This window comes from Pedobacter nyackensis (assembly GCF_032678475.1).
GTDB lineage: Bacteria > Bacteroidota > Bacteroidia > Sphingobacteriales > Sphingobacteriaceae > Pedobacter > Pedobacter nyackensis_A.
Window position 1 is genome coordinate 1128478 of the sequence record NZ_JAVTSF010000001.1, and the last position, 18496, is coordinate 1146973.

Here is an 18496-nt window from a genome sequence, read left to right on the forward strand (position 1 = left end):
AAAATAGTACTTCCTAATTATAAATATCTTCCATGCCTACAGAAAACATCCTCGAAATTCAAAACGTTAGCAAAACCTATAAAAGTGCAGGAACAGCTTTAACTGTACTTAACGACATTAGTTTTAGCGTGAGTCAGGGTTCAACCATGGCCATTACTGGTCCTTCGGGTAGCGGAAAAACAACGTTATTGGGACTATGTGCAGGATTAGATCGTGCAAGTTCGGGCAGCGTGATACTGAATAAAGTAAGACTTGATCTGCTGACGGAAGATCAGCGAGCTGCCGTTCGCAACCAGTATGTAGGTTTTATATTTCAGAACTTCCAACTGATGTCAACACTTACCGCTATTGAAAATGTAATGGTTCCGATGGAGCTGCGAAGGGAGAAAAATGTACGCACAAGGGCAATGGAACTATTAGACAAAGTAGGGCTCGCAAACCGCGCTCATCATTACCCGGTTCAACTTTCCGGTGGCGAGCAGCAGCGTGTATCTCTTGCAAGGGCATTTTCAAATAAACCGGCTATTTTATTTGCAGACGAACCGACAGGTAATCTGGACGGAGAAACAAGTGAAAAAATTGAGAAACTACTTTTTGAGCTCAATCAGGAAGCCGGGACTACCCTGATTATTGTCACCCACGATCTCGAACTGGCGTCCCGGACAAATCGCATCATCAAATTAAAAGGTGGAATCGTTCAATCAGATTTGTATGCTTAATGAAAACCAACTAGCCAACAGGCCTTTAAATATCAGCTGGTTATTTAAAATAGCCTGGAGAGACAGCCGAAAAAACAGGTCACGCTTGTTCCTTTTCATTTCTTCAATTGTACTGGGGATAGCTGCCCTGGTTGCAGTTTATGCATTCAAAGACAACCTGCAAAAGGATATAGATGAACAGGCAAAAATACTAACGGGTGCAGATCTGATCATTGAAAGCAGGAAAATTCCTGGCAGGAAGGTGCTGGCTATGCTCGATACACTTGGAAACCAGCGCGCAGTAGAAAACAGCTTTGCTTCTATGCTTTACTTTGTAAAAACCCAACAAAGCAGATTGGTGCAAATCAGAGCATTAGAAGGCGGATACCCCTATTATGGTGAAATCGAGACCACACCTTCAACAGCAGGAAAAAGCTTTAGAATGGGACAAAGAACGGCATTGGTAGACAAGACACTGATGCTACAGTTCAATGCAAAAACCGGGGATTCTATTAAAGTAGGCGAACTCACTTTTAAAATTGAAGGTGCGATTGATAAAGTACCCGGACAAACAGGAATAGCAGCTACCGTTGCACCTGTGGTATATATACCGTTGAAATATCTGGAACAAACCGGCCTTACTAAAATTGGTAGTCGAATTCAGTATAAATACTACTTCAAATACAACAACCCTAATGCTGTTGATAAAGCATTAAAAAAGATTCAGCCCACACTGGAAAAAGAAGGTCTTGATGCGGAAACCGTAGCGTCTAAAAAAGAGGATACCGGTAGGTCATTTAGAGACGTCAACAGGTTTCTTTCTCTTTCTGGCTTTATAGCACTACTGCTGGGCTGCATTGGTGTAGGTAGCTCGGTACAGGTATACATCAGAGAAAAGTTGGCCGCCATCGCTACCCTTCGCTGTCTTGGTGTGAAATCCTCAGAGGCTTTTCTTATTTACCTGATTCAGATTACAGCCATTGGACTTATCGGCGCCCTTGGAGGGGCCTTATTGGGAACAATGATCCAGTTCCTCCTTCCTGCAGTATTAAAAGATTTTATTCCTGTTGAAATTAGTGTTCAGATATCCTGGTGGGCTATTGGACAGGGAATTTTGCTGGGGGTAATCATTTCCATATTATTTGCACTTCCTTCACTCTTATCAGTACGACACATCTCGCCATTAAACGCATTGCGTATGTCCTTCGAAAGACATACGTTTAAACCAGATCCGTTGAAATGGGTGGTTTATTTACTTATCATACTGTTTGTGCTTGCCTTTACAAAGCTGCAAATGAACAGCTGGAAACAAGCGCTTGCTTTTACAGGGGGAATTCTAATCTCATTTGCATTGCTATTTGTACTCTCCAGGGTATTGATGTGGATGGTGCGTCGCTTGCTCCCCGAGCAAGCTGGCTATTTATGGAGGCAGGGATTCGCCAATCTATACCGCCCAAACAATCAAACGTTAATGCTCACAGTCTCTATAGGCTTGTCTACCGCCTTTATCGGAACCCTGTTCTTTGTACAAGGAATACTAATCAACCGCATTACCCTATCTTCTGGAAACAATCAGGCCAATATGATCCTGTTCGATATCCAGAATGATCAGCAGGCAGCTGTCGCAGCACTCACCAAGTCTTATAAACTTCCCGTCATAAACCAGGTTCCAATTGTTACTGTACGCATTGAAGAGATAAACGGAAAAACGGCAGCCACTGTTGCTGCGCTCGACAGTGCAGCTTCCACTGATAATGAAGGCCCGTCCCAACGTGCCTTTAAAAGCGAGCTCAGGGTAACTTATCAGGACACTTTAACCAGTGCTGAAAAAGTGACTGATGGCAAATGGATTGGCCAGGTAACCCCTTCCGAAAACAAAGTGTATGTATCCCTCGAAGAAAACTATGCCCGACGAATCCATGTAAAAGTTGGTGATCAAATCGTTTTTAATGTACAGGGAATGCTCATTCCGACGGTAGTTGGTAGTTTAAGAGAGGTAAACTGGAACAGAATGCAGACCAACTTCAGGGTAGTGTTCCCGACAGGAGTACTCGAAGAAGCTCCTAAATTCCATGTATTGATGACGCATGTACCTTCAGGCAAGGTATCTGCAAATTTTCAGGCTGGTGTGGTCCATGCCTTTCCAAACGTATCTTTAATAGATCTCGGTCTCATTCTAAAAGTTCTTGATGAATTGTTATCCAAAATAAGCTTTGTGATTAGGTTTATGGCGGCTTTTAGTATGGCAACAGGATGGATTGTGCTACTTTCTGCAGTCCTGACCAGTAAAGGACAGCGCCTCCGTGAAAGTGTATTGCTGCGAACGCTTGGTGCCAGCAGAAAACAGATTTTAACCATCACGGCTTTAGAATACCTTTTTCTAGGTGCTGTAGCAGCCGGGGCCGGTTTGATTCTGGCTATTGGAGGTAGCTGGGCACTGGCCACCTTTAGTTTTGACGCCAGCTTTACACCCCCTATATGGCCGGTCATCATCTTCTTTACATCAATTGTATTACTTGTAGTGCTTACAGGAGTGCTAAGCAGTAGAAATATACTTAACCACCCTCCCTTAGAAGTATTGAGAAAGGACAATTAATTGAATTCAAAAATACTGTCTCAAGATAATTTAGTATAAAATGTTTACATTAGAATATCCTTATTGATTTGTATGCGTTTTCTAATCTTCCTATTTATCCTGTTTGGGCAATTCACTAATGCTCACTCTGCCGCTACACCCATCATAAATCTGGATAGTAACTTGAATTATCGTAATCTTGGTAAAAGTGTTACTTATTATGAAGACAAGTCTGCAAGCTTAACACTGCAACAAATGCAGATCCTTTCTGGCGCAGGACAATTCAAACCTGGCAAAACAGACATTCTTAATCTTGGAAACACCAAATCTGCAATGTGGATCAGGTTGGAATATACTGGTAATATAGACGAAAGAAACTACATGGTACTGGATGTTCCCAACATCGAACAAATTGACTTTTATGTTAGTACTGTTAACGGGTTGATACACAAAACTGCCGGTTCTATCAAGCCGCCCTCTCCCGGCGTAACTGTTACAAACAATTTCATATTTGATCTGCCGATCCAAAAAGAGGCGCAGAGTTCAAATACCATATGGCTTAGGTTAAAAACAAACAATATCCTTATTGTTCCAATTAAGATGGCCACCTCGGAAAATTTTGCCCAGGGTAAATCTGTTAAAAACAGTCTCGAGGTGATGTATATTGGCATACTGTTAACCCTCTTCCTGTTTAACCTTTTTCTTTATTTCAGTATCAAAGATAGGACTTACCTCTACTACTGCTTCTATGTTTTTTCGATTGCCATTTATGTAGTAACTTATCTAAGAGGTTACAGTTATTTATTTGGTTATGAAGCCCGTATAATTCTTAATCTTTACCCGCATATTTTTATTAGCATCTCTCTCATTGCTTCCATTTTATTTTCACAGAAACTCCTCAACCTTAAAACTCTTGCACCTGAATGGACTAAAATCTGCAACTTCCTTTTAGGATGTTGCATCCTAATGTTCTTTACAAGCTTATTGGGCTTTAAAAGTATTTCCGCAACATTGGCGCAAATTATGTCCCTCGTTTGCGCAGTAGTCTTATGGTATTCAGGAGTGGTAGCTTACAGAAAAGGGCATAAACAAGCAAAATACTATCTCCTGGCATGGTCATTTATTTCGGTTACGGTTGTTGCGGTTGTATTGAGTATGGCTGGAGTATTCACCTACCATGAATATACTTTTGAATTTGTACCCATAGGATCTACAATCGAGCTCCTTCTATTGGCTTTTGCTTTAGGCGACAGGTATCGGGTCATTCTTACCAATGAACAAAAGGTACGGGATGAGAACTTTTTACTGATCCAGACACAAAACCAGCGTTTGGAAAAACTGGTAGAAGAAAGAACAATAAAATTAACAGATACCATTTTGCAGCTGGAATCGTCAAATGCTGTCAAAAACAAATTGTTCTCGATTATTGCGCATGACCTGAGAAGTCCTTTCAACAGTCTGATGAGTATTTTTTCATTAAAGGACATGAACCTGCTTTCACTTGATGAACTGAAAATGCTCCTAAATGAAAACAAGAAAAATATTGACACCATACACAATACATTGAATAACCTTCTTTACTGGGCAAAAAGTCAAATGGAAGGTATAAAAACGCAACCAACAAATTTTAATCTGAAAGAACTTGTTGAAGATCTGCGATTGGTTTATTCTCCCCTTATTCAATCCAAAGGCATTACCATTAATCTACAGTATACAGACAACTGTATCGTATATGCCGATGAAAACCAAATACAGTTGGTGTTGCGTAACCTGATCGACAACGCTATAAAATTTACACCTGCTTCGCACAGCATTGGTATCAATATGGTAACTGAGCAAACGCACATGAAAATTTGCGTTAGCAATACTGTTTCTAATGCAAATGAACTAAATCTGGAAGGCATGTCCAACACGGAGGCATTTGAATTTGAAGCCACCTCTGGTACCGGGAATGAAAGAGGGATAGGTTTAGGCCTGCATTTATGCCGCGAATACATTAAAAGTAACGGGAGTGAACTACATCTTAATATCAATGACAATGAGGTTGCTTTTTGCTTTGAGCTACCACTTGCTTATGCCGACAACACTATTCTAGCATAATTATCGTTTATAAGCATGTTATGAAGACTAAACTGATCCTCCTTTTTTTACTTTTCCATACTGCTATATATGCACAGCCATTTGTATTTCCAGAACTCCCTGAATATGGAAAATCAATAGCCACACTGGTCCCTCAAAACTGGAAGATACTGGATAGCGTCTCGGGTGATTTAAATAATGATAATATTAAGGATATTGCATTTGTGATTGAATTTTACAGACCGGTAAAAGAAAATCGTGCCTACGGCGATAATGAAACAGAAATCATTACTGAAATTCAAAAACCAAGAATATTAGCGGTGTATTTCAGGCGGTCTGAAAAAGGAGCCTACCGATTATCTACTCAAAACAACAATTTCATATTACGGTCCGAAGAAGGCGGAGAAATGGGAGACCCCTTACGCCCCATGAATATTACGGCCAACAATCTTACTTTATCCTTTGAGGGCGGAGGAAACTGGCGCTGGAAACTCAATTATAGTTTCAAATATCAGGACAAAGACTGGATGCTGGCTAAAGCCAATAATTATGCATATCAGGAAGGAACCGGGGAAATGAACGATAAACAATACGACTTCCTGAATAACAAGAGAACGGTTGTTAGTGGTACAATTAGTAGTGGAACGCTTGCCAGCGAAACTTTTGAACAGCCGTTGAATGTTAAGACCATGCGTACATTTAACAGCTTTAAAAAGCCCTGGACCTGGGAAATCAGGTCAGATGAGTTCTTGTAAAAAAATAGACATAAAAAAAGGTGTGTTATAGCTAACACACCTTTTTTTATGTCTGGTTATTTATTTTACCTTGAATAATTTGGTGCTTCTTTAGTGATAGAAATATCATGTGGATGACTTTCTCTCATACCAGCAGCAGTGATACGAACAAACTTAGCTTTTTGTAAATCCTCTATTGTTGAAGCACCACAGTAGTGCATACCCGCTCTTAAGCCTCCTACATACTGATAAATAACTTCTGCTAAAGTTCCTTTATATGGTACGCGACCTACAATCCCTTCAGGAACCAGTTTAGTTACTACATCTGTCTCATCCTGGAAATAACGATCTTTAGAACCTTGTTGCATCGCTTCTACAGAGCCCATACCACGGTACGACTTAAATTTACGACCTTCATAAATAATAGTCTCACCTGGCGACTCCTCAACTCCTGCGAACAATGAACCTGCCATAATTGCGCTTGCTCCTGCAGCTATTGCCTTAACAATATCACCAGTCTGCTTAATACCACCATCAGCAATAACCGGAATTCCTGTACCAATAAGCGCCTGAGCACATTCAAAGACTGCATACAATTGAGGTACACCGACTCCTGCAATGATTCTTGTGGTACAGATAGAACCAGGACCAATACCTACTTTTACAGCGTCAGCACCTGCGGCAGCGAGTGCCAAAGCAGCATCAGCTGTAGCAATATTACCCGCTATCACCTGTAGATCAGGCCATCTTTCTTTGATGGCTTTCACCATATCAATTACACCTTTAGAGTGGCCATGGGCTGTATCAACAGTCACAACGTCAACCCCCGCCTGTACCAACGCAGCTACACGCTCAATGTTGTCGGCCGCTACACCTACTGCAGCACCTACGCGTAAACGTCCGCGTTCGTCTTTACATGCTTTAGGGTAGTTTTTATATTTTTGAATATCCTTGAAAGTGATTAGTCCAGCCAAACGACCATCCTTATCAACCACAGGAAGTTTTTCAATTTTATAATCCTGTAAAATCTCTTCAGCCTGTAAAAGTGTTGTTCCTTCAGCAGCTGTGATCAGATTTTCACGGGTCATTACTTCAGATACGTTACGTTGCATATCTTTCTGGAAACGCAGATCTCTGTTGGTAATAATTCCAACCAGTTTGTTGTCGGCATCAACAACAGGTATACCACCTATTTTGTAGTCCTTCATGATCTGGAAAGCATCAGCAACCTTCGCATTTGCATTTAAAGTAACCGGATCCTGGATCATCCCACTTTCGGAGCGTTTTACCTTTCTTACCTCCTCTGCCTGACGCTCAATGCTCATGTTTTTATGCAACATGCCAATACCACCCGCCTGAGCAATGGCAATAGCCAGACCAGATTCGGTTACAGTATCCATAGCAGCAGAAACTATAGGAACATTAATACGTATTTTTTTTGTTAAGAAACTTCCGGTATCCACATCGCGTGGCAAAACTTCAGAATAGGCTGGTACTAATAATACGTCGTCGTATGTTAGTCCTTCGGCAATAAATTTATTGGGATCGAGTTGCATAGCAAATAATTTAAGAGTTACTATTTGCCGGGCAAAAATACGATTATTATTGATACTGCACAACAGTTTTATGAATAAAACCGGATAGAGCTAAAAGATTACAATCAGATTAACTATCCATCCACCAATGTTAAAGATTGTTAACGTGTTTTAATCGCTGCCTTTATTTTTTAATTTTATAATTAAACACCTAACAAATGAAAAAACTATTACAAGTGCTAACTTTATTACTTGCTGCTTTACAAGTATCGGCCCAATACATCAATAAAGAGCAAAAAATTTCAAACCTTAGTAGTTTTGCTAAGCTATATGGATATGTAAGGTATTTCCATCCATCTGATGAAGCAGCAGAAATAAACTGGGAAAAATTTGCTTACTATGGGATAAAGCAAGTTGAAAATGCCAATACCCCTGCCGCATTAACAAAAACCTTAAATGATCTTTTTTTGCCCATCGCTCCTTCCTTGCTCATTACACAGAGCAACTCGGTTAATGGATTCAACATAAAAACAATTACCCCTCCGGATACAACATCGATGCAAGAAATAAGCTGGCAACATTATGGACTAGGAACCACATCCGGGCTTTATAAAAGCATACGTACTAATCGCCCCAATCTAATTGTCGATCCTAACTCAAAAGGTTTTGGAACAGTAAGCAACTATATAGATGCTATTCCTTACAGAGGGCTGAAAGTTCGGCTTAAATCGTCCATAAAAACAGATGCCAATGGGAAAGGACAGATGTGGATACGGGTTGATCTGGAAAAAGGTAAAATGGGCTTTTTTAATAATATGGACGACCGCCCCATAAACAATAGGAATTGGGATAATTATGAAATTATTGGAAAAATTAATGAGGATGCAGTAGGAATCGCGTTTGGTACTTTTTTAGCTGGACTTGGTAAAGTATGGACTGATAACTTTAGTTTAGCGGTTGAAAAAAATGGCAAATGGATAGACATTCCAATTAAAAACAGCTCATTCGAAGAAACTGAAGAAGGACTTCCAAAAGAATGGTACGCTAAAGCAACTGGATATAAGTTCGAAATTGTTTCTGGAAATGCTCCAGATGGCAATAATTCAGTTCTTATCCAGGATAACTCTGTATCCAAAACAGAAAAACAAATCTTTGACACGAAAGCAAGCTTTGGTAAATATTTCACAAAGAAATTAGGAAACGGCATTAGCTGTGCAGTACCAATGGTCTTAATGGGAAACCAAAAAGCGACCTACCCAAAGGCAGATACCCTGAAATTGAAGAAATTGATTACCGATATCAATACATCAATCCCAAAATCTATGGTAGACACTGATCTTTATACCCGTTTAAACGGGGTAATCATTACGTGGAATGTTTTTCAACATTTTTATCCTTATCAGGATGAAATAAATACAGACTGGGCTAGCCAACTATCTATAGCCTTAAATGCTGCTTACCAAGCTAAATCAAGCAACGATTATACAGTTTTATTAAAGGTCATGACCGAGAAATTGAAAGACGGCCATATTTATGTCAGCAAACGTGTGCTTGACGATAATTACAACATACCGGCTGGCTTAGCGCTAATTGAAGGAAAAATGGTGGTTCGTGTAGTGGATTCGGTAGTAAATGAGGCAAAAGTACCATTAATGCCAGGTGATGAAATTACCTACATAGACAACCAACCAGCTTTAGAAAAGCTGGAAGCCTTGAAAAAGGAAATTTCAGGTTCAGAACAATGGAAAAATACACGCGCACTTACTGATGTACTCAATGGAGCAAAAGATTCATCCTTATCACTTCGCATAAAAAGAGATAACAAGGAACATATTTTAAAGCTTTTGAGGAAGAATCACAGAACTACAAAGGATACCACAACAATTAAAAGACTAGGTACTGATATCTATCTTATCAATATCAGTAATGCCAAAATGGAAAAAATTAAAGCAATGTTACCTGAATTAACTAAAGCGAAAGGTATTATCTGCGACTTAAGAGGTTATCCGACCAATAATTCCGAATTTATTACTCACCTTTTATCAACAAATGACAATAACAAGTGGATGTTCATCCCTCAGATTATTTATCCAGATTATGATCAGGTAACTTATGATGGTTTAGGTTGGAACCTGAAGCCAGCTTCACCTCATATAGCTGCAAAAATTATATTCCTGACAGGCGGCGGTGCAATCAGCTATGCCGAAAGCTATATGGGCTTTATTAAGCAATACAAACTAGCAACAATTGTAGGGCAACCTACGGCAGGTGCGAATGGAAATGTAAACCTATTTAATGTCCCAGGCAATCACTTAATTAGTTTTACAGGAATGAAGGTTAAACAACAAGACGGTAGTTTGCTGCAAAGTATAGGTATACAACCAGATGTAATGATAACTGAAAGTATTAATGCGGTAAAGGAAGGTAAAGATGAATACATGGAAAAAGCGTTGGAACTTTTGAAATAAAAGTAGCTCCATAAATAGCTTCTCTTATATTCAAAAAGATGTAACTTAACCCACCACAATTATTAACTGGAACATGAAGCTATTTTTCTCCGCCATCACCTTTATTCTCTTGTTTTTTAATGTAAATGCCCAGACCTTTAAATATGCTTTTGTTACCGATACCCATATAGGAACACCTGGCGCGGAAGAAGATTTAAGAAAAACTGTTAAAGATATCAATCAGCAGCATGATCTGGATTTCGTTGTAATAACCGGCGATGTAACTGAGATGGGTACCCGGTCGGAAATTAAGTTGACTAAAGAAATTTTAAAGCTCTTAAAAAAGCCCTGTTATGTAATACCCGGCAACCATGATACAGGCTGGTCAGAATCGGGAGGTGTAGATTTCATTAAGGCCTTTGGCGATGACAAATTTACTTTTGATCACAAAGGTTATAGATTTATTGCATGTGCTTCCGGTCCTTATGTAAGAATGTCTGACGGGCATATTCCACGTGATGCAGTTATTTGGCTCGACAAAGTATTACGAAATACCCCTAAGGATATGCCAATCGTTTTTATAAACCACTACCCTATTGACAGCAGTTTAGACAACTGGTATGAAGCAACCGACAGGATAAAAAAGTACAATATTCAATACGTTATATGTGGACATGGCCACAACAACGTTGCCCTTGATTTTGAAGGCATACCTGGTACTATGGGACGTTCTAACTTAAGCAGAACAGATGAATTGGGCGGCTATAACGTGGTAACAATGCGTACTGATTCTGTATTATTTGCGACAAAACAACCAGGACTCCCTGTTGAGGAACCCTGGAGAAAAATTTCTTTAGGAAAATTTAGCCTGTTAAATACACGAAATGTAGACCGGCCGTCATACCTGATCAACACCATTTACCCCGAAGTTACGCAGACCTGGACTTACCATGCTCCGGCAAATGTAGTACTGACACCGGCTACAGATGGCCGAATGGTCATATTTGGGAACAGCATTGGACAGGTAGAAGCCTTAAGTCTACAGGATGGCAGCAAAAAATGGACTTTTAAAACAAAGGGAGCAATTTATTCTTCTCCGGCAATCGCCGATACCATTGTTGTAGTAGGTTCTGGGGACGGAAGTATTTATGCCTTGCACACTGGTACAGGTAAAAAAATATGGAGTTTTAAAACACGTGCGGCAGTACTGGGTTCACCTGTAATTGAAAAAAACACGGTTTATATAGGTGGCAGCGATCATCATTTCCGTGCCCTGAATCTAAAAACCGGCAAACAATTATGGACACTTCGTGGTGTGGAAGGAGCAATTGTTGGGAAACCATTACTTTACGAAGGAAAGGTGATTTTTGGATCCTGGGGCCGGCATCTGTATGCAGTTAATCAGCTAACTGGCAAATTACTATGGAAATGGAACAACGGGCATCCAAACCGTATGTTCTCTCCCGCTATGTGTACGCCTGTAGCGCATAATGGAATCGTATATATCGCTGCACCCGACAGAGTACTAAGTGCTATTGACGCAAATAAAGGCACCACCCTCTGGAGAAATAAAGAAGCAACAGTAAGGGAGTCGATAGGAATCGCAGAAGATGGCAGTATGATTTTTGGAAAAACAATGAACAATGAAGTTGTTGCTTATAAAACACAGGCTACAGATCCGGGCATAGCCTGGAGATTAAATATGAATTTTGGATATGAGCATGTTCCATCCATGTTGATCGCAAAAGAAAATCATGTTTTTTTCGGCACAAGAAATGGCATTGTATATACGTTTGATCCTATTCTTTGTAAAATGGTATGGGCACACAAAATTGATAACTCCATGATAAACACAGTAAATGTGCTTAGCAAAAATGAAGTATTGGTTGCTACTATGGACGGAATTATTACCCTGCTGAAAATTAAATAAACAAATTCTTTTCTTTTCGTGATATATGTTATAATTGTATAAAAATTATCGCAATCATGAACAAGAAAAAATTCCTCTTAGCAGGCTTTTTACTATTCAGCATCTTCTCTTATGCGCAGGAGAAAGCTATTTCTAAATCTAAATCTTTCAAATACGGTAAAGTTGATATAGCCGAATTTGACACCAAAGTACAAGGCACAGATTCGGCAGCTTCAGCTGTTACCTTGTTTGACGTTGGCAGAGGCTATTTTGAACTGAGTTCAAAAACAGGGGATTTCGTCTATGTTTTTGAACGGCATACCCGTTATAAAATCATCAATAAAGGAGGTTACGACTATGCCAATATGGAACTTCAGTTCTATAAGCAAAACAACGGCGAATCCAAATTAGATAATATGGAAGCCGCTACCTATAACCTGGAAGGTGGTAAAATTGTAGTCAGTAAACTCAGCAAAGACGCTAAATTTTCGGAGAAACAGGATAAGAACTTTACTCTTAAAAAATTTGCTTTACCCAATGTAAAAGAAGGTTCAATTGTAGAATATAAATACAGAATAAGCTCTGATTTTATTTATACCCTTGGTCCATGGTATTTCCAAAGGTCCATCCCTACCCTATATTCCGAATTTACCGTTACCATCCCGGAATATTACAAGTACAAACCCAGCGCAAGTGGTTATGTATTCTTAAACCCCAAACAGGAAACTGTGAATGATACATTTTTGTTAAATGGACAAACACTAACCGCAACATCTGCAAAAATGCACTACCTGGCTGAAAACGTCCCCGGACTTAAAAAAGAGAATTTCGTTACTACAATGGACGACTACATCAGTAAGATCGGTTTCGAGCTCAGTTCAATCACTGTACCCGGACAAGTTTACAGAGAGTTTAATACCTCATGGCCAAAAGTCGTTAAGCAGTTAAAAGAAGATGAAAACTTCGGACTATTTTTGAACAAGAGAAGCTATAGCAAAACGATATTAAAAGATATTGTGAAAGGAGAAACTAAACCTGATACCGTTGTGATGATGATTTTTGATTATGTTAAAAACAACATCAAATGGAATGATGAACATAGAAAATATACTTCTGAAACTAATCCAAAAACAATTTTCGAAAAGAAAACAGGAAGTTCCGCGGATATTAATCTTTGTTTATTAACCCTCTTAATGGAGGCAAATATTACCGCTTCTCCGGTTTTACTGAGCACACGGGAAAATGGCAGTCACCCAGGTTTACCGATGATCACAGATTTCAACAACGTGATTGTACAAGCAGAGGTTGGCGACAAAACCATACTTTTGGATGCAACAGACAAAGATCATAGTCTTAATTTAATTGCCTACCAAAACCTTAATCACCAGGGTCTAAAATTAAGCCTGAACGATGAAAATGCGGAATGGATTTCTCTTGAGGAAAGTAAAATGAGCAGAAAAAACATCAATCTAATGCTGACTTTAAATAAGGAAAACCAGTTTAGTGGTAAGTTGTATTTATCCTCTACAAATTACGAGGCCCTACACCGAAGAGACCAATATCGCTCCGCGACAAATGAAACTGATTTCCTTAAAGAATATAAGTCGGGAAAAGCCGGACTTGGCATCAGCAATTACAAAATTGAACATCTTGATAATGTTGGTGAATCTTTAGTAGAAAGCATGGATGTAATGCTTGAGGACAACATAGAAGAAGCTGGTGATCTGATCTACTTTGCTCCCTTGCTTTTTGAAAGGACCAAAGAAAACCCGTTTAAATTAGAGGAAAGAAAATTCCCCGTTGATTTCGGTTTTCCGAGTGAAGAGAATTTCCGTATCACTATAGATTTCCCAAAAGAATACAAATTAGATAAAGCACCAAAAAATGAGAAAATAACCCTACCAGAGGATGCTGCTGCTTTCACTTTTATCTTTGCTGCAGAAGAGGGAAAGCTGATGATTAACAGCAAAATTTCTATTAAAAAAGCCTATTTTACACCTGAAGAATATCATCATTTAAAAGAACTGTTCAAAAATATTGTAAGAAAACAGGCTGAACAAATCGTATTTAAAAAGGGCTAATGATGAAAAGAACCGTATTTTTTGCAATTGTATTCTTTGCTTTTGCAAAGTTAAACGCACAAGGAGTTTATGATGTAAATAAGATACCTGCTGAATTGAAAACTAATGCAGCTGTTGTGATTAGAAATGAAGAAATGGTATACGAAGTTAAAGACCCTGGAAATGCGGTTATGACTTACAAAACTGCCATGACTATTTTAAATAAAAATGGTGAAGATGCTTCAAACATGAAGGAATATTATGATAATTTTTCAAGTATCTCTGGCTTAAGGGCTGCACTATATGACGGCAATGGGAATAAAATAAAAGACTATAAAAGCAGTGATTTTAAAGATAGAAGTGCAGTTTCCGAAGGTACATTGTATCAGGACACCAGGGTTAAATACCTTGAATTTTTACACACTAGTTTTCCATATACAATAGAATTTAGCTATACTGTCGATTTTAAGGGCATATTAAGCTACCCCACCTGGTATCCAGCAAGTACCTGGAGCCACGCTATAGAAAACTCCAATTACACTTTTAAAATACCTGAAGCAATGACTTTTAAGTATTTAAAAAGTAAAGGTCTAAAAACAGATTCAATAAAGATTAAAGACAAAACACATTACAAATGGACTTGTTCAAACGTCCCGGCCATGGAATTTGAACAAATGAGCATAGGTTTAAGAAATGTAATGCCATGGGTAAATCTTGCTCCCAATCAATTTGAATATGACAACTCCAAAGCAAATATTGAAAACTGGAAAAACCTGGGTTCCTGGCTATTTACATTAAGTAATGGTGGGCAGGTACTTCCTGAAGCAACAAAAGCCAAGGTTCAAAGCCTGATTAAAGATGCGAAAACACCAAAAGAAAAGATTAAAACACTGTATAACTACCTGCAATCGAACACCAGGTATGTAGGCGTACAATTAGGAATAGGTGGTTTTAAACCTATAACTTCAGAAAAGGTCTCTGCTGTTAATTATAGCGACTGTAAGGGCTTGTCTAATTACATGAAAGCATTATTGCTGGAGGCTGGAATTAAGTCCAATCTGGTAGTTATTGGCAGTGGTATACCATCTTTAAAAAAGAATTTTGCCAGCATGAACCAGGCAAACCATATGATACTTTGTGTACCTATGGAAAAAGACACACTCTGGTTGGAATGCACGAGTCAGTCTAAACCGGCTGGTTTTATTGGCAATAACAATTCTGATAGAACAGTGCTACTGATTACCGAAGAAGGTGGCAAGCTGGTACAAACACCGGCGTATTCTCCAAACAGCAATTTTCAAAAGAGAAAGGCGAAAGTTGATCTGGATGAAGAAGGGTCAGCAAATATTGGGATTGAAACACAATATGGAAATTCGCAGTACGAAGACAACGTAGGAATGTTATTCATAGAACCCTCCGAAAAAAGAAAACGGGTAATGAATAACCTGAGCATACCAAATATGCAAATTACAGAATTAAACTATGTACAGCCTGACAAGGATGTTCCGGTTTTAAATGAAAAGATAAACCTGAAATGTACACAACTACTGACAAAAGGTGGAGACAAATTGTTTCTGACTTTAAACCTGCTGAACCGACAGGAGAATAGCATAACACCAATAGAAGCGCGTAAAACATTTTTCGGCGTTGAATATGGTTTTAATGATGAGGATGAGATTACTTATACCATACCTAAGGGGTATAAAGTAGAGTTTGTTCCTAAAGACATTGTCATTGAATCTGAATTTGGCACATATACTGCAAAAGTTACGGCTAAAGATAATACACTTGTATATACCCGTACAAAGACTATGGTTAACAAGCAGTATCCACCAGAAAAGTATAATGATTTCGTAGCCTTCTATAAAAAGATTTATCAGGCTGATAAGCAAAAAAGTGTCCTGGCTAAAATAAATTAGCCAGGATAACATTATTTTTTACCTACAACAACTTTAGTAAAGTTGTCTGTATTCAGATATTTGTTTGCCAGATCTTTTAGATCAGTAGCAGTAATTGTTTTAACCGTCTTAATGTAATTCTCATAGTAACTGTAATCCAGTCCGGAGAAATAAACGTTTTTGAATTTATCAGCATGAGAGAAAGCATTTTCAAGGCTACCTAACATAGCTCCTAACATGTAGTTTCTTACTAAAGCTAATTCTCCGTCCTGCACCAATTCATCCTTAAGAATACTGATCTCTTTTTCTATTTCTGTAAGTGCACTGCTACAAACTTCAGCCCCTACTTCTGTAGCAATAAAGAAGTAACCTGCATCTTTTAAGGAAGCTACCGCTGAGCCAATACCGTAGGTATAGCCTTTGTCTTCACGGATATTCGCCATCAACCTGGAACCAAAATACCCCCCCAGCAGGCAGTTCAACACCTGAAATCCAGGAAAATCAGGATGGCTTCTGGTAATCGACAGGCTACCCATTCTTATAGCCGACTGAATGGCATCAGGTCGTTCTACTAAAATTTCTCCTTTATGAACCGCAGTAAATTCAAATTTATTTATCCCAGCAGGTTCGTTATTGTCCCAGCCCTTACCAATAATGTTGTTTAGAATATTAAACTCTGGTTCTTCAAACTTACCGGCCACAAAAATGGTACAATTCTCAGCTTTATATGCAGCTTTAAAATAGTCAAGTAAATCTGTTCTTTTTATCGTTTCATAGTGAGAAGGCTGAATATTAGAACCATAAGGCGTATCCCCAAAAAGTGCATTGGCAAAATGTTTCCTTGCCAGGAAATCGTTCTTTTGCAAGCTTACTTGCAACGATTGTTTTTGGTTCTGTATAAAAATTGCCAATTCCTGTTCCGGAAACACACTGTCATTTAAAATAGACCGTAGAATTGGCAACACTGAATTCAGGTGTTTATTTAAAGTATAGAGCTTAATACAGGTTTGGTCTGCACCATATTCCGTTTGCAAAAAGGCACCGTAGTAATCTACCTTATCGGCAATTTCCTTTGCACTAAGTGTACTGGTACCATTATTAATTAAATGACTTACAGCAATAGCATCCAAAGGTTTTGAGGCATTCCAGTTTACATTTTCAAATATAAATTCTATACGAACAAGTTCTTGTTTACCAGCATTAATGGTAAAAACAGGTATACCATTATCCAGCACTTGTTTTAAAGGTTCTATGAAACTAATTTCATCAACCAATTTTGATTCAGGGGCTAGTGTACGGTTAAGCATTTTGGGTAGTTAAATATTGTAAAACTGAACATTGTTCTTTCGTAAAAGTTGCTTTTGCTGCCTGTTGTATATTTGACGGGGTTACCGCAAGATACTTGTTGATCTCTGTATTCAATCCGGCAGCATCACCTAATAACTCATAGTAAGCAAGATTCATTGCTTTATCTAAAAGGCTCATCTCAGCAAATACCATAATAGATTCTGATTTGTTTTTCACCTTTGTAATTTCGACATCCGTAACAGGTTCCTGAACAAGCTTGTTTAATTCTACCCAGATTGCCGCTTCAGCCTGTTCCAGACTTACACCTTCAACCAATTTACCTTCAACAATAAATAACCCTTCGTCTATACTACTTGTTATGTAGGCATGAATATCACTAAACAACTGCTGTTCTTTTAACAGACTATTGTACAAACGTGAAGACTGTCCCTGCGACAGTACATCCGACATTAAGTCGTAAGCCTGATATTCAGAGTCCATTCTCGCAGGCATTTTAAAGGCCATATAAATGGCATTTAAAGGGACGTCAGCCATGACTGTTTCTCTACGTTCTGCTGTTTGAACAGGTTCCTTAGGTAAATTTCTTACATATTTTTCTCCGGCAGGAATCGGCGCAAACCATTTCTCGGCCAATGCTTTTATATCCTCGGTTTTAACATTCCCTCCTACTACCATAATGGCATTTTGCGGGTTGTAATGCTTTTGGAAAAATGCTTTTACATCTTCCATCTTAGCATCTTCTATTTGCTTTAAATCCTGTCCGATTGTTGCCCAGCGATAAGGATGTGTAGTATAGGCAAGTGGTCTTAACTTTAACCATACATCGCCATAAGGCTGATTGAGATAACGCTGTTTAAACTCTTCACACACTACATTCCTTTGTGTTTCCAGGCTCTTTTCAGAAAAGGCAAGACTCAACATCCGATCACTCTCCAGCCAAAATGCTGTTTCCAGATTTACTGCAGGTAAAGTGATGTAATAATTCGTGATATCGTTGCTGGTAAAAGCATTGTTCTCACCACCTACTCTTTGCAGGGGCTCATCATAACTTGGAATATTTACAGATCCACCAAACATCAGGTGCTCAAACAAATGTGCGAAGCCGGTTTTCCCCTCCTCCTCATCTCTGGCACCAACATCATATAAAATGTTTAACACCGCCATGGGCGTTGTATCATCTTCGTGTACCAGTACACGTAAACCATTGGCTAATGTAAAACGATTAAAATCTACCATAATTAAAAATAATTGCG

Annotated in this window: 11 protein-coding genes; 8 read left to right on the forward strand and 3 right to left on the reverse strand. The window is 38.8% G+C overall.

What is annotated here, in order from left to right; all coding sequences use genetic code 11:
• Positions 1-32: 32 nt before the first annotated feature.
• The 4 genes from R2Q84_RS04525 (at position 33) to R2Q84_RS04540 (ending at position 6107) form a co-directional block, all read left to right on the forward strand.
• On the forward strand, positions 33-719 hold the full coding sequence (locus tag R2Q84_RS04525; RefSeq protein ID WP_316815338.1) for an ABC transporter ATP-binding protein: 687 nt from the start codon (positions 33-35) through the stop codon (positions 717-719).
• Positions 712-3294 (forward strand): ABC transporter permease, encoded by a 2583-nt coding sequence (locus tag R2Q84_RS04530; protein ID WP_316815339.1) that lies wholly within the window; start codon positions 712-714, stop codon positions 3292-3294. The genes R2Q84_RS04525 and R2Q84_RS04530 overlap by 8 nt, the downstream gene beginning before the upstream one ends.
• 72 nt (positions 3295-3366) lie before the next feature.
• Positions 3367-5373 (forward strand): sensor histidine kinase, encoded by a 2007-nt coding sequence (locus R2Q84_RS04535; RefSeq protein ID WP_316815340.1) that lies wholly within the window; start codon positions 3367-3369, stop codon positions 5371-5373.
• A 20-nt stretch (positions 5374-5393) separates the two neighbouring features.
• Positions 5394-6107, forward strand: a complete 714-nt coding sequence (locus R2Q84_RS04540) for a hypothetical protein (protein WP_316815341.1) — start codon at positions 5394-5396, stop codon at positions 6105-6107.
• 65 nt (positions 6108-6172) lie between these two features.
• Here the strand turns inward: R2Q84_RS04540 and guaB are convergent, their stop codons facing one another.
• Complete coding sequence (guaB, locus tag R2Q84_RS04545; protein WP_316815342.1) at positions 6173-7642, reverse strand: IMP dehydrogenase; 1470 nt, start codon at positions 7640-7642, stop codon at positions 6173-6175.
• A 197-nt stretch (positions 7643-7839) separates the two neighbouring features.
• Here guaB and R2Q84_RS04550 point away from each other — a divergent pair, with 197 nt between their 5' ends.
• From R2Q84_RS04550 to R2Q84_RS04565, 4 genes are all read left to right on the forward strand, one after another.
• Positions 7840-10089: a S41 family peptidase gene (locus tag R2Q84_RS04550; RefSeq protein WP_316815343.1), complete on the forward strand. Its 2250-nt coding sequence runs from the start codon at positions 7840-7842 to the stop codon at positions 10087-10089.
• Positions 10090-10162: 73 nt separating this feature from the next.
• Positions 10163-11998, forward strand: coding sequence for a PQQ-binding-like beta-propeller repeat protein (locus R2Q84_RS04555; RefSeq protein WP_316815344.1), 1836 nt, complete (start codon positions 10163-10165; stop codon positions 11996-11998).
• 56 nt (positions 11999-12054) lie between these two features.
• Positions 12055-14058, forward strand: a complete 2004-nt coding sequence (locus R2Q84_RS04560; protein WP_316815345.1) for a DUF3857 domain-containing protein — start codon at positions 12055-12057, stop codon at positions 14056-14058.
• Complete coding sequence (locus tag R2Q84_RS04565; protein WP_316815346.1) at positions 14058-15956, forward strand: DUF3857 domain-containing protein; 1899 nt, start codon at positions 14058-14060, stop codon at positions 15954-15956. Before R2Q84_RS04560 ends, R2Q84_RS04565 begins: the two co-directional genes overlap by 1 nt.
• A gap of 11 nt (positions 15957-15967) precedes the next feature.
• On the opposite strand, the gene R2Q84_RS04570 is transcribed toward R2Q84_RS04565, so the two are convergent.
• Both R2Q84_RS04570 and R2Q84_RS04575 read right to left on the reverse strand, forming a co-directional pair.
• Entirely contained in the window at positions 15968-17242 is a 1275-nt protein-coding gene (locus tag R2Q84_RS04570; protein WP_316815347.1) for a pitrilysin family protein, read from the reverse strand.
• Positions 17235-18479: a pitrilysin family protein gene (locus R2Q84_RS04575; protein WP_316815348.1), complete on the reverse strand. Its 1245-nt coding sequence runs from the start codon at positions 18477-18479 to the stop codon at positions 17235-17237. The genes R2Q84_RS04570 and R2Q84_RS04575 overlap by 8 nt, the downstream gene beginning before the upstream one ends.
• Positions 18480-18496 lie beyond the last annotated feature (17 nt).